Genomic DNA, 12,865 nt, shown 5'->3' with positions numbered 1-12,865 from the left:
ATCGGATTCTGCTATGGGCTTGGGGTAGCCTTGTTTTGACCCTGCTGTCCTTCGCCTGTTCACTGCTTGGCGACAATTTCACGGCGATCGCTTTCGCCGCTTTTCTGGCCGCTTCGCTGACGCTCGTCGGCGCGATCATGGATATCACGGCCCTGAAGAAGGCCCACGCCGAGCTGGAGCGGAGCGAGCTGCGCTACCGCCATTTGTTCAGCCGCATGCCGATCGCATTCCGGCAGCTCGACGCCAGCAGGCTCCTCGTGCTTTTTCGAAAGTTGCGCGCCGAGGGCGTCAAGGATCTCGGCGCCTATTTCGACAGCCATCCCGAGTTCCTGCGGACCTGCATGGACGCGCTCTCGTTTCAGGAGGCCAACGAGCGGGCTATCCAGATGTTCGGCGGAGGCTCTGAAGGCTACGTCGGACGTTCCATGGCCGAGACATGGAAGGAACGCCCCGATACGTTCCGCCGGGCGATGGAATCCCGCTATCGCGGCGAGACCAACTTCGAGGAAGAGACCAGGATGGTGACGTGGGACGGCCGCGTCGTCGACGTTCTCTTCACGACCGCGCGCGTCGGCCCCATCAACGATCTCGAAGTCAGCCTGGTCGGCACGATCGACATCTCACAGCGTGTTCGGGCCCAGCAGAAGCTCCAGCAGGTGCAGGCCGAGTTCGCGCATGCCGCGCGGGTTTCGATGCTCGGCGAGCTCACCGCCTCGATCGCCCATGAGGTCAATCAGCCCCTCACCGCCATCGCCACCAACGGCGCCGCCGGGCTGCGATGGCTGAACAGGCCGGTGCCCGACATCGGCGAGATCCGCAAGACCATCGAAAACATCATCGTGGATACAAAGCGCGCCGCGAACATCGTGGCCCGCGTTCACGGCATGGCCTCGCGGAAAGCTCCCGAGCAGGCATTCCTATCGTTCGACGAGATCATTCGCGAGGCGCTTCTGTTCCTGCGACACGAGATGGAATCCCGCGGCGTGACGATCCTGCACCGGCCTGATCCCACCGCGCCGCAGGTGCTCGGTGACCGCACCCAGCTGCAGCAGGTGATCGTCAATCTCGCCATCAACGCGGTTCAGGCGATGATACAAGCCGGATACGACGATCGCAGGATCGTCATCAGCACCGTCACGCAGGATGGGACGACGTTGTGCTGCTCCGTGGAGGACAACGGTCCCGGTATTGCCGACGAACATATCGGCCGGCTCTTTGAGAGCTTCTTCACGACCAAGGAGAGCGGCATGGGCATGGGACTTCCGATCTGCCGGTCGATCGTCGAGGCACATGGAGGCCGCATCGGTGCGGAGGGCAGCGCCACGCATGGCGGCGCCCGTTTCTGGTTCACCCTGCCGATATCCGTCGCGGCGGATTCGCCGCGGTCCGATCTCAGTGTGGATGCCTGACCGCGGCTTTTCCGCGGTTACCCCTGTTGCTCCAGGCTGGCCGAACGCACCAGACGGATCGGGACGCCCTTGTATGACGGCGTGAAGCTGAGGGGGTCTCGGGCATAGAGCGGCACCAGCGGATTGGTCTCCGGGTAGTACGCCGCACAGCAGCCGGTCGGGAAGGAATAGGCAACCACGCGAAAATTGCGCACGATCCGCTCGGCGCCGTCGGTCGAGGCGGTGATGAGGTCGACGCGGTCGCCGTCGGCCAATCCCCGCCTCTTCAACTCATACTCGTTGAGGAACACGACGTCGCGCTGGCCGAACACGCCACGGTAACGGTCGGACATCGAGTAGAGCGTGGTGTTGTACTGGTCGTGGCTGCGTATGGTGGTGAGCCAGAGGAAATCGTCGTCGCTCTGCGGCGGGTCCTCGCCGCAACCCGGGAAGACCAGGAAGTTGGCCTTGCCCGACGGTGTCGCCCAGACGCGTTCGCGCGCCGTCGAGGTGAGATGGAAGCCGCCGGGAACGCGGATGCGGGCGTTGTAGCCCTGGAAGATCGGGAACACCGCCTCGATCGCATCGCGGATGCGGTCGTAATCGGCAACGAAGCCGTCCCAGTCGACCACGCTGCGCGCGCCCAGCGTCGCCTTGGCGACGCCGGCGATGATCGCGACCTCGCTGCGGAGATGCTCCGATGCCGGCTTGTTGCGGCCGCCGGACGCATGCACCATCGACATCGAGTCTTCCACCGTGATCGACTGCGGCCCCGATTCCTGGATATCGATCTCGGTGCGTCCCAGGCACGGCAGGATCAGGGCGGCGCGGCCGTGGATCAGGTGGCTGCGGTTGAGCTTGGTCGAGACGTGGACGGTCAGCTCGAGCTTGCCGAGCGCCGCCTGGGTCGCCTGCCAGTCCGGTATGGCGGCGGCGAAATTGCCGCCCATTGCGAAGAAGGCCTTCACCTCGCCGCGGATCATGGCTTCCAGCGCGGTCACCACGTTATGTCCCGGCGCAGCCGGCGGCTTGAAACCGAAGCGCTGCTCCAGGCGCTCGAGGAAGTCCGCCTTGGGCACCTCCGTGATCCCCACGGTGCGGTCGCCCTGCACGTTGGAATGACCGCGAACCGGGCAGACGCCGGCGCCTTCGCGCCCGACATTGCCGCGCAACAGCGCGAGATTGGCGATCTGCTGCACGTTGTTCGCGCCGCGCCAGTGCTGGGTGATGCCCATGCCGTAGACGAGGATGGCGCGCTCTGACTTCATATAGGCGGCGGCCGCATATTCCATGTCCTCGCGCGTCAGGCCGGACTGGCGTTCGATGTCGGGCCATTGTGTGCGCTTGAGGTCGTCGATCAGCGCCTCGACGCCGACAGTGTGACCGCGAATGAAATCCCAGTCGAGGATCTCCGGCTGCTCGGCGGCGCGCGCGGCCTCGTCAGCCTCCACCAGGATCTTCATGATCCCCTTGAGCACGGCGACGTCGCCGCCGACCCGCACCTGGAACAGTTTCGAGCTGATCGTCGTCGACGACAGCGTGATCATCTCGACCGGGCTCTGCGGCGCCTGGAAACGCTCCAGCGCCCGCTCGCGGAACGGATTGAAGGAGATGATGGAGGCGCCGCGGCGCGCCGCATTGCGCAGGCTGGTCATCATCCGCGGGCTGTTGGTGCCGGGATTCTGGCCGAAGATGAAGATGCAATCGGCCTTGTCGAAATCCTCCAGCAGCACGGTGCCCTTGCCGACCCCAAGCGAGTGCGGCAGGCCGACGCTGGTCGCCTCGTGGCACATGTTCGAACAGTCGGGGAAATTGTTGGTGCCGTATTCGCGCACGAACAGCTGATAGAGGAACGCTGCCTCGTTCGAGGTCCGCCCGGACGTGTAGAACTCCGCCATGTTCGGATCCGGCAGCGCCCTCAGCTCACGCCCGATCATGTCGAACGCATCGTTCCACTCCACCGGAAGGTAGCGGTCGGATGCGGCATCATAGGCCATCGGATGCGTGAGCCGACCGACCATTTCGAGATCATAGTCGCTCCAGCCTGCGAGCTCGGTGACGGTGTGCCCAGCGAAGAATTCGGGGGTGCAGCGCTTCGACGTCGCCTCCCAGGCGATCGCCTTGCCGCCGTTCTCGCAGAATTCGAAGGACGAGGTGTGCTTCGGATCGGGCCAGGCGCAGCCGGGACAATCAAAGCCCTCCGGCTGATTCATCCGGCTCAGCGTCGCCGCGCCCTTCAGCGGCACGCCCTGCACCAGAAGCGCTTCGCTGAGCGCCTTGAGTGCGCCCCAGCCGCCGGCGGGTTCACGGTAGGGACGAACCGATTTCGTGGTCATTCGACATCTCTCGATCTTGCCATTCTCCGGGCCAGTTAAGGATGGCGCAGGCAGCGCCGTCTTCCCAAAATGAAGCGCAATTTCTCAATTGCACACGTTCGAACCCGGCTGGCCTGCCGCAGCAGCCAGTGCATTCCGGCAAAAAGAGCGCAGTTCCCGGAAGCTCAAATAGCGCCCGGAAACTAGGCTTGGCGGTTGGAGCCCGTCGCAACAGAGGGCTTTCGACAATTTCAGGAGCGACCCAAGATGTTTTCAAGACGTGATCTGCTGGCCATGTCCGCGGCAGGTGCCGCCATGGTCGGCTCCAGTGCGCAGGCCGCAACATTCGGCAATCCCGATGAGCCGCCGCAAGGCGCCATCAACGCCAAGAGCCCGGGAAGCCTGACCGACCCCGGTCCGCAAAATCCTGACCTGGCCAGGCAATTCCCCTCCGCACAAACACCGCCGGCGACGGACGTCGGCGGCCTGCCAATGGATTGGGCCTCGTTCAACAATGCACCAAGGCGCATCCAGAACGGCGGCTGGGCGCGTCAGGTCACGGTCGAGGACTTCGCCATCTCCAAGGAGATTTCCGGCGTCAACATGCGCCTGGCCGCCGGCGGCATCCGCGAGCTGCACTGGCATCAGGCCGCCGAATGGGCAATCATGACCTACGGCAGCTGCCGCATCACGGTGCTCGACACCCAGGGACGCCCCTATGTCGGCGACCTCAAGGCCGGCGACCTCTGGTATTTTCCGCCGGGCGCGCCGCATTCCCTGCAGGGCCTGGGTCCTGACGGCTGCGAATTCGTGATCTGCTTCGACGACGGCCACGCCAATGAGTTCAACACGCTGCTGGTGACGGACTGGCTGGCCCATACCCCGCCCGAGGTGCTGGCGAAGAACTTTGGTGTGCCGGCTGATGCCTTCGCCAAAATCCCGCTGCACAATCGCTGGATCTTCCAGGGGACGGTGCCCGGCGATCTCGCCGCCGATCGCGCCGCAGTGGCCAGGCATGCGGAGGCACCGCCCTATCCGTTCATCCATTCGCTCGGCAGCTCAGCCCCGGTCAAGGAGAGCTCCGCCGGAAGCATCCGCGTTGCCGACAGCAGCAACTTCAAGGTGGCCACCACCGTCGCCGCGGCGCTGGTGACGATGCCGCCGGGAGCGGTCCGCGAGATGCACTGGCATCCGAATGCCGACGAATGGCAGTACTACATCAAGGGCAAGGCGCGGATGACGGTGTTCGACACCGGGCCCAACGCGCTGACGACGGATTTCTCGGCCGGCGACATCGGCTATGTCCGGCGCAATCTCGGCCATTATGTCGAGAATGTCGGCGACACCGAGCTGCAGTTCGTCGGCGTATTCCGTGCGCCGCGCTACGAGGAGGTCTCGCTCTCCAACTGGCTGACGCACACGCCGCCCAAGCTCGTCGCCCAGCATTTCAACATTGACGAGAAGCTGATCGCGCAATGGCCGGACAACAGTCCGGGTGTCATGCCAAAATCCTGAATGAAAAACCTGAACGAGAAAGGCGCCGGAAACGGCGCCTTTCTTTTTGCCTGCTGCAACCCGCGAGGAGCTCGAGCCTCGCGGCCGTCAGTAGTGATCGGCCACCGAAGCCGCCTTGCCGCGAAAGATGCGATAACCGACCGCCATATAGAGCAGCATCAGCGGGAAGACGAACAGACCGGCGCCCCAGAACATGAAGGCGAGACTTGAATGCGGCGCCGCGGCCTCGTCGATCGTGACGACGAACGGGATCATATAGGGCCAGAACGACAAAGCGAGCGTGCCGAACGCCGCGGCGAAGATCAGTGAAACCATGTGGAATGGCCAGTAATCGTCGTGGCGCAGGATGCTCGTGGCGAGCACCGCGGCGGCGCCCGCGCCGATGAGAGGAAACAGGAAAAGATATGGCCGCTCGATCCAACGGCGCAGAATCGGCAGATGTTCGGTAAGGGCATGCGTGAAGACGACGACGAGGAAAGCCAGCACGGCGACCGCGAGCAATGGGATCTGACGCCGCGCGGCCTCGCGGATGGGGCCCTCGCACTTCCTCACGAGCCAGCAGGCGCCGAGCAACGCATAGCCGAAGCACAGGCCGATCCCGCACAAGACCGAAAAGGTCGTCAGCCAGCCGAAGGTGCCTCCGGCATACTCGCCGTTCGAGAACTGAAGTCCCTCGACCAGCGCCCCGACCATGGCGCCCTGCATGAAGCTCGCGGCAAACGATCCCGCGGTGAAGCTGACGTCCCAGATCCAGCGCGTGCGCGACGCCTTGCCGCGAAATTCGAACGCGACGCCGCGCAGGATCAGTCCCAGAAGCATGACCAGAACCGGGATATAGAACGCGGACAGCAGCATGGAATAGACCACGGGAAAGGCGCCCCACATGATCACGCCGGTGACGATCAGCCAGGTCTCGTTGCCGTCCCAGATGGGAGCGACCGTGCGCAGTATCGCTTCACGCCTCGCCTCGCTGCCTGCAAGGCCGAACAGCATCCCGACGCCGAGGTCGAATCCGTCCAGAAGGAGATAGATCAGGATGCTGATGGCAAGAAGCGCAACCCAGAACGTCACCATGGCTATTCTCCCGCTTCGACGATTGCCGGCATCTTGTCGGCGAGCGACATTGGCCGGTTGGGCACGGGAACATGCAGCGGCTTGCCACCAAGCCCGGCCGGGCCGGCGCGCAGCAGCCGATAAATGTAATAGGTCCCGAACGAGAAGATGAAGGTGTAGACCGCGACGAACAGAATCAGCGAGGTCAGCGCGGCGGAGGCCGTGAGGAACGGCGTCACCGCGTCGGCGGTCCGCAACACGCCGTAGACGGTCCACGGCTGGCGGCCGACTTCCGCGGTGTACCAGCCTGTGAGAATGGCGATCCAGGGCAGCGGAAAGCTGAGGAAGATGCCCCACAGCAGCAGGCGGCTGCGCTCGAGCCGGTGCTTGAGGCCGAGCCAGCTCCCGAACCAGGCCAGCCCCAGCATCACGAAGCCGCAGCCGACCATGATGCGGAAGGCGAAGAACGGGATCGCCACCGGCGGCCGGTCCTGCGGCGCGAAGCTGGTCAGGCCGACCTCCTTCGAGGTCAGGCTCATGCTCCCGATGATGCTGCCGAGCACGGGGATCGATATCGCGTATTTGTTCGATTCGGTGCTCGAATCCGGAATCGCGATCAGGACCTCCGAGGCCGGCTGCTCGTCATGCCAGCGCGCTTCGATCGCCGCGAACTTGGCCGGCTGGTAGTCATGAACATAGTCGCCGACGAGATGCCCGATGAAGAGCTGCACCGGTAGCAGCACCGCCGCGAGCGCAAGGCCCATGCGCAGCATCACATGGGCCTCGGCGCGATAGGTCCGCCGCAGCAGGTACCATGCGCCGGTCGCGGCCACACAGAAGGCGCCGGTGAGATATGAGGCGAGCAGCATGTGCGGGAAGCGGACCCAGACCACGCGGTTGAAGATGATCTGTACCCAGTCATCAGGAACGAACTGGCCGTTCTGCAAGACATAGCCGGTCGGCACCTGCATCCAGCTGTTGTTGACCATGATCCAGAACGCCGACAGCGTTGTTCCAAGCGCCACCATGGCCGTGGAGAACAGGTAGAACCAGGGCGGCACCCGCGGCCGGCCGAAGATGAGGATGCCGAAGAAGCCCGCCTCCAGCATGAAGGCGGTGAACGTCTCGTAGGAGAGGAGCGGGCCCTGGATCGGACCCGACATCTTCGACAGCACGCTCCAGTTCGTTCCGAACTGGAACGCCATCACCACGCCCGATACGACACCCATGCCGAAGGCGACGCCGAAGATCTTGAGCCAGAACTCGAACAGCGTCCGGTAGACGGGCCTGCCGCTGTACTGGTGCATCGCTTCGAGCACGGTGAGCCAGGCGGCAAGCCCGATCGTGAAGGCCGGGAAGATGATGTGGAACGAGATGGTGAAGGCGAACTGCAGCCGCGAGAGGAGAAGCGCCGTCGGGTCCATGGCAATCCCCCTCTCTTCTTACGCTCGCTTGGCGACCGCCGGCGCGCGTGCGGCCGGCTGCGGGATGTTGTCGACCTTGAGCACCTCCGCCGTCGCAGCGCGGATCTGGCGGCAGAAATCCGCATTCTCGATCAGGGACACGCCATAGGACGGGATGATCTGCTTCAGCTTCGGCAGCCAGGCGCTCGCCGTCAGCTCGCCGGCAAAACACTTCTGCAGCACGCTGATCGCAATGAACGCCGCGGTGGAGGCGCCCGGCGAGGCGCCGAGCAGGGCGACCAGCGAATGGTCGTCCGCGCCGACGAGCTCGGTGCCGAATTCGAGCAATCCGCCGCGCTTGACGTCGGGCTTGATGATCTGGACCCGCTGGCCCGCGACCTGCAGCCTCCAGTCCTTCGGATCGGCCTTCGGGAAGTATTCATCGAGCGCCGCCAGACGATGGCCCTCGGACTGCAGCACCTGCCCGACCAGGTACTCGGTGAGGCCGAAATTGTCGCGCGCCACCGAAAGCAGCGGCTTGACGTTGGCGGGACGAACGGACTCGAACAGGTCGAGCAGTGAGCCGTGCTTGAGGAACTTGCTCGAGAAGCCGGCATAGGGCCCGAACAGCAACGAGCGCTGACCGCCGATCACGCGGGTGTCGAGATGCGGCACCGACATCGGCGGCGAGCCGACCGCGGCCTTGCCGTAGACCTTGGCATGGTGACGTTTGTTGATCTCCGGATCGTCGCAGCGCAGCCAGATCCCGCTGACCGGAAAACCGCCATAGCCGCGCCCCTCCGGAATCCCGGACTTCTCGAGCAGCGGCAGCGCACCGCCGCCGGCACCGATGAAGACGAACTTGGCGCGCACCGACCGCGTCTCACCGCTGTCGGTGTCGCGCACCTCGATGCGCCAGCGACCGTCCTGCTCGCGAACGAGATCGGTGACGCAGCTCTTGTAGTGGGCGGCGCAGCCCGGCTGGCCGACGAGATGACGGACCAGGAGATGGGTCAGTGAGCCGTAATCGACGTCCGTCCCCGTGACGATACGCGTCGCGGCCACGGGATCACCGCCGGTGCGGCCCTCCATCACCAATGGCGCCCACGCGGCGATTTGCGCGGGATCCTCGCTGTACTCCATGCCCTCATAGCAATGATGGGCTGCCATCGCCTTGAACCGCTTCCTGAGGAAGGCGACGTTGTCGGCACCGTGCACGAAGCTCATGTGCGGCACGGGATGAATGAAGGACCTGGGATCGGCGATCGCGCCGCGCCCGACGAGATAGGACCAGAACTGCCGCGACAGGTCGAACTCGACATTGACCTCAAGCGCCTTCGAGATATCGACGCTGCCGTCGGGCCGCTGCGGCGTGTAGTTCATCTCGCAATTGGCCGCATGCCCGGTGCCCGCATTGTTCCAGGCGTCCGAGCTTTCGAGCGCGCAATCCTCGAGGACCTCGAGCATCTGGATCGTGAGCGACGGCTCCAGCTCCTTGAGAAGGACACCGAGGGTGGAGCTCATGATGCCTGCGCCGATGAGGACGACGTCGGATTCGGAAGTTCCTTGCATGGCAGTTCTCTTCGTTCGGTTGGGGTTCGATGGTGTGGTCCGGATGGCTCGGTCAGGCCCGCGCCGGCTGCCGTGCCTTGGCGCGGTACGGCACGTCGGTTCCCGGCCGCAGCACCACATAGGCGCGGCGCCAGGACGAATCGTCCGTCAGCTTCCAGCTGTGCCCGGAGCCCGCGGTGTCTTCCGCCAGCAGGACATTGCCGGGATGGATCAGGAAGTGGTGGCCGTCACGCGTCTGGAAATCGAGCGTTCCGCTCAGCGTGATCACGAGCTGGCGCACCGGCGCGGTGTGCCAGGAGAAGGCGCCGCCCGTTTCGGTCTCCTGGAAGGAGACACTGGCCGCATCGATCTTCCCGGTCAGGAAGTCACCGCGCTGGCCCGGCTCCAGCTCGAGCAAGCCTTCCTCGAAATGCGAGTTGTTGTCCTGCCCGGTCCATAGACGTACACAACGGATCATCGTTCTCTCCTTTCAGCCGGCCTTCGCGCCGATCGTGAGCGGCACCTTGATCTCGGCGACGTAGGGTCTGACCATCTTGGCGGGATCGACGATGCGGTCGAATTCCGGCTCGGTCACGAAGCCGAGCTTCAACGCCGCCGATTTCAGCGTGAGATCGTTGTCCATCGCGTAATGCGCGATCCGCGACGCCTTGTCGTAGCCGATCACCGGCGCCAGCGCGGTCACCAGCATCAGCGATCTCTCGACATATTCCTGGATCTTCTTGTGGTTCGGCTCGGTGCCTTCGACCAGGAAGGTGCGGAAGTTCGTGCAGCCATCGGCGAGGATCGTGACGGACTGCGCGATGTTGTGGATGATCAGCGGCTTGTAGACGTTCATTTCGAGATAGCCGCCGGCGCCGCCGAAGCCGACGGCGACGTCGTTCGCCATCACCTGCACGGCGATCATCGTCAGCGCCTCCGCCTGCGTCGGGTTGACCTTGCCCGGCATGATCGACGAGCCCGGCTCGTTCTCGGGGATCAGCAATTCGGCAAAGCCGGCGCGCGGGCCGCAGGACATCAGGCGAATGTCGTTCGCGATCTTGTAGAGCGAGCCGGCAAGCGTGCGCAGCGTGCCGGACAGCTGCACCAGCGCATCGTGCGCGCCCTGCACGGCGAACTTGTTGGGCGCGCTGACGAAGGGCAGGCCCGTCAACCGCGCGATCTCGGCCGCGACGGCCTCCGCGAAACCCGGCGCCGCGTTGATCCCGGTGCCGACGGCAGTGCCGCCGAGCGCCAGCCGGAAGACGCCCTTGAGCGCATCGTCGATCCGCGTCAGGTCGTCGGCGAGCATGCCGGCGTAACCCGACCACTCCTGCCCGAGCGTCAGCGGAGTGGCATCCTGCATGTGGGTGCGGCCGATCTTGACGACGTCGTCCCACTTGTCTGATTTCTCGGCGATCGCGTCGTGCAGCGCCTCGACTGCCGGCACGAGCCGCTGGGTCACGTTCGTCGCCGCCGCGATGTACATCGCCGACGGGAAGCTGTCGTTCGACGATTGCGACATGTTGACGTGATCGTTCGGGTGGACCGGATGCTTGCTGCCGAGCGGCGTGCCCGCGATCTGACAGCACCGGTTCGAGATCACCTCGTTCACATTCATGTTGAACTGCGTTCCGCTGCCGGTCATCCAGACATGAAGCGGAAACATGTCGTGGTGCTGGCCGGCCAGGATCTCGTCGCAGACATGGACGATCAGCTTGTGCAGCTTGCCGTCGAGACGGCCGCCGGCGTAGTTCGTGATGGCCGCAGCCTTTTTCAGGATCGCATAGGACTTGATCATCTCGCGCGGCATGAGGTCCCTGCCGATGCTGAAATGTTCGAGCGAACGTTGCGTCTGCGCGCCCCAGAGCTTGTCCGCGGGAACGGACACTTCACCCAGGCTGTCTGTCTCTTTGCGAAGGTCGTTCATCCTTGCCTCTCGTGGCAGTTGATGTCGGAAGCGCCATCCCGGCGCTTGCTGGAAATGATATGTCGCGCACTGCGCTACCTGCTTCCGCGAACGAACGTCCCTTTGCCGAATGGCATGGTGTGACGGCGCACACCGAGAGACCGCTCAGCCCGGATCCCGGCCGATCCGGTTCCGCCAGCACATCAGCAGCGCGCACGACGACAATGCGATCGGCACCGCAAGACTGGCCGCGCCGAGCCGCGTCGTGGCAAAGCCGCCTATGGCGGCGCCGCACAGGAACATCAAGCAGAGCACGAGCATGGCGCCGCCGCCGTGCGGGGCGTCGCGATCGGTGGTCGACACGAATTCATCGATGGCGCGCAGCATGTTGCCGGTGACGGTGACCGAGAGATAGCTCCAGCGTTCGACGCGCCTGAAGCTGGCCGATTGCAACGCGACACCGAAGGAGATGCCGAGGATGGCGAGCGGATCAGGAATCCGGTGCAGCAACAGCATCACGGCCGCAAGGCAGACGATCTGCGCAACAAGGCAGCGCAGCGGCGCCTGGATGCGGATCGCCACCCATGCGCCGAGGAGAAAAACGATGATCGGAAGCAGATGATGCGCCGCCCGCTGCCATTGCCCCGAAAGGGCGTCGATGCCGAGGAAGACGACATTGCCGGTCTGCGAGCTCGCGAACACACCGCCCAGCGAGAGCCAGGTGAAGGCATCGAGAAAGCCGCCCGACATGGTCAGCAGCGCAGCAACCGGGAGCGATCGTTCCGGAGCACAGGCGGCCACCCGCAGCTCAGCTGCGGGCTCCGGAGATGCGGCCTGCATCGCCATGCTGATCGGCCGGCGGGGTCAACACCCCGCGCGCGGCGCAGCCTCGTCAGGCAGCAGAACGCGTCGCGGGTGCGTGAACACGCCATATCCGTCATCGCGGGCAATCGCCACAAGCGTGATGCCCGCTTCCTTCGCGGTCTGGATGGCGAGCGCGGTCGGAGCGGACACGGCCACGACGACCGGCACGCCCATCATCGCCGCCTTCTGCACCATCTCGACCGAGACGCGGCTCGTCAGCAGCACGGCGCCATCACAGGCCGGGCTGCCGTCGCGCATGATGGCACCCGCGAGCTTGTCCAGCGCATTGTGGCGGCCGACGTCCTCCCTGACCGGGCCGATGCCGGTGCGAGGGCTCCAGAACGCAGCCGCGTGAACGGATCGCGTGTGCTGATTCAACGTCTGCAGGGGGGACAGCGCCTGCATCGCGTTCAGCAGGTCTCGCGCGTGAAAGGCAACGCCGCGGCCTTCCACCCGCGACGGCGTGCGGCGCGCCTGCTCGAGGCTTTCGATGCCGCATAGTCCGCATCCGACCGGACCGCTGATGGCGCGACGGCGCGCGGCCAGGGTCCCCGCGCGGTCGCCATCGAGCCACATCCGCACCTCGATGCCGAGCTCGTTCGGGATCAGATCGATGCTCCTGATCTCGCTTCGTCGTTCGACGATGGCTTCCGTGAGGCTGAAGCCGACGCCGAAATCCTCCAGATCGGCTGGCGTCCCCATCATCACGGCATGGGTCGAGCCGTTATAGGTGAGCGCGATCGCCGTCTCCTCGGCCACCAGCCGCGAGGTCGATCGTGTCTGACCGCCGCGCCAGGCGATCTCCCAATGCCGCGTGAATGTCGACCCTGTCATCATGGCTCACACCGTCGCCGGCTGGGCCGAGTGGCG

10 protein-coding genes are annotated in these 12,865 nt (G+C 64.8%); 2 read left to right on the top strand and 8 right to left on the bottom strand.

The window, feature by feature from the left end; all coding sequences use genetic code 11:
• The first annotated feature begins 35 nt into the window (after window positions 1-35).
• Window positions 36-1,409, top strand: a complete 1,374-nt coding sequence (locus ACVJ19_RS16685; protein ID WP_453950141.1) for a sensor histidine kinase — start codon at window positions 36-38, stop codon at window positions 1,407-1,409.
• Window positions 1,410-1,426: 17 nt separating this feature from the next.
• Here ACVJ19_RS16685 and ACVJ19_RS16680 read toward each other — a convergent pair whose 3' ends face one another.
• Entirely contained in the window at window positions 1,427-3,724 is a 2,298-nt protein-coding gene (locus ACVJ19_RS16680) for an FdhF/YdeP family oxidoreductase (RefSeq protein ID WP_453950140.1), read from the bottom strand.
• 246 nt (window positions 3,725-3,970) lie between these two features.
• On the opposite strand from ACVJ19_RS16680, the gene ACVJ19_RS16675 reads away from it, so the two are divergent.
• Window positions 3,971-5,218 (top strand): oxalate decarboxylase family bicupin, encoded by a 1,248-nt coding sequence (locus ACVJ19_RS16675; RefSeq protein WP_453950139.1) that lies wholly within the window; start codon window positions 3,971-3,973, stop codon window positions 5,216-5,218.
• Window positions 5,219-5,305: 87 nt separating this feature from the next.
• Here the strand turns inward: ACVJ19_RS16675 and cydB are convergent, their stop codons facing one another.
• From cydB to fdhD, 7 genes are all read right to left on the bottom strand, one after another.
• On the bottom strand, window positions 5,306-6,292 hold the full coding sequence (gene cydB, locus ACVJ19_RS16670; RefSeq protein ID WP_453950138.1) for a cytochrome d ubiquinol oxidase subunit II: 987 nt from the start codon (window positions 6,290-6,292) through the stop codon (window positions 5,306-5,308).
• Window positions 6,293-6,294: 2 nt separating this feature from the next.
• Window positions 6,295-7,695 (bottom strand): cytochrome ubiquinol oxidase subunit I, encoded by a 1,401-nt coding sequence (locus tag ACVJ19_RS16665; protein WP_453950137.1) that lies wholly within the window; start codon window positions 7,693-7,695, stop codon window positions 6,295-6,297.
• An 18-nt stretch (window positions 7,696-7,713) separates the two neighbouring features.
• Window positions 7,714-9,246, bottom strand: a complete 1,533-nt coding sequence (gene mqo, locus ACVJ19_RS16660; RefSeq protein WP_453950136.1) for a malate dehydrogenase (quinone) — start codon at window positions 9,244-9,246, stop codon at window positions 7,714-7,716.
• A 52-nt stretch (window positions 9,247-9,298) separates the two neighbouring features.
• Window positions 9,299-9,703, bottom strand: coding sequence for a hypothetical protein (locus ACVJ19_RS16655; RefSeq protein ID WP_453950135.1), 405 nt, complete (start codon window positions 9,701-9,703; stop codon window positions 9,299-9,301).
• 12 nt (window positions 9,704-9,715) lie between these two features.
• Window positions 9,716-11,152 (bottom strand): class II fumarate hydratase, encoded by a 1,437-nt coding sequence (fumC, locus tag ACVJ19_RS16650; protein ID WP_453950134.1) that lies wholly within the window; start codon window positions 11,150-11,152, stop codon window positions 9,716-9,718.
• Window positions 11,153-11,296: 144 nt separating this feature from the next.
• A complete protein-coding gene (locus tag ACVJ19_RS16645; RefSeq protein WP_453950133.1) occupies window positions 11,297-11,977 on the bottom strand; it encodes a YoaK family protein in 681 nt (226 codons plus the stop codon).
• 18 nt (window positions 11,978-11,995) lie between these two features.
• On the bottom strand, window positions 11,996-12,832 hold the full coding sequence (gene fdhD, locus ACVJ19_RS16640; protein WP_453950132.1) for a formate dehydrogenase accessory sulfurtransferase FdhD: 837 nt from the start codon (window positions 12,830-12,832) through the stop codon (window positions 11,996-11,998).
• Window positions 12,833-12,865 lie beyond the last annotated feature (33 nt).

It is taken from the genome of Bradyrhizobium sp. USDA 376 (assembly GCF_054063675.1).
The sequence above is the reverse complement of the archived record's forward strand: the minus strand, read 5'-3'. Positions and strand labels throughout refer to the sequence as shown.

Excerpts from the sequence above, each read along its gene's own strand:
- ACVJ19_RS16665 (WP_453950137.1), bottom strand. The coding sequence starts at position 7,695 with ATGGACCCGACGGCGCTTCTCCTCTCGCGGCTGCAGTTCGCCTTCACC.
- ACVJ19_RS16655 (WP_453950135.1), bottom strand. The coding sequence starts at position 9,703 with ATGATCCGTTGTGTACGTCTATGGACCGGGCAGGACAACAACTCGCAT.
- fumC (WP_453950134.1), bottom strand. The coding sequence starts at position 11,152 with ATGAACGACCTTCGCAAAGAGACAGACAGCCTGGGTGAAGTGTCCGTT.
- cydB (WP_453950138.1), bottom strand. The coding sequence starts at position 6,292 with ATGGTGACGTTCTGGGTTGCGCTTCTTGCCATCAGCATCCTGATCTAT.
- fdhD (WP_453950132.1), bottom strand. The coding sequence starts at position 12,832 with ATGATGACAGGGTCGACATTCACGCGGCATTGGGAGATCGCCTGGCGC.
- ACVJ19_RS16680 (WP_453950140.1), bottom strand. The coding sequence starts at position 3,724 with ATGACCACGAAATCGGTTCGTCCCTACCGTGAACCCGCCGGCGGCTGG.
- ACVJ19_RS16675 (WP_453950139.1), top strand. The coding sequence starts at position 3,971 with ATGTTTTCAAGACGTGATCTGCTGGCCATGTCCGCGGCAGGTGCCGCC.
- mqo (WP_453950136.1), bottom strand. The coding sequence starts at position 9,246 with ATGCAAGGAACTTCCGAATCCGACGTCGTCCTCATCGGCGCAGGCATC.
- ACVJ19_RS16645 (WP_453950133.1), bottom strand. The coding sequence starts at position 11,977 with ATGGCGATGCAGGCCGCATCTCCGGAGCCCGCAGCTGAGCTGCGGGTG.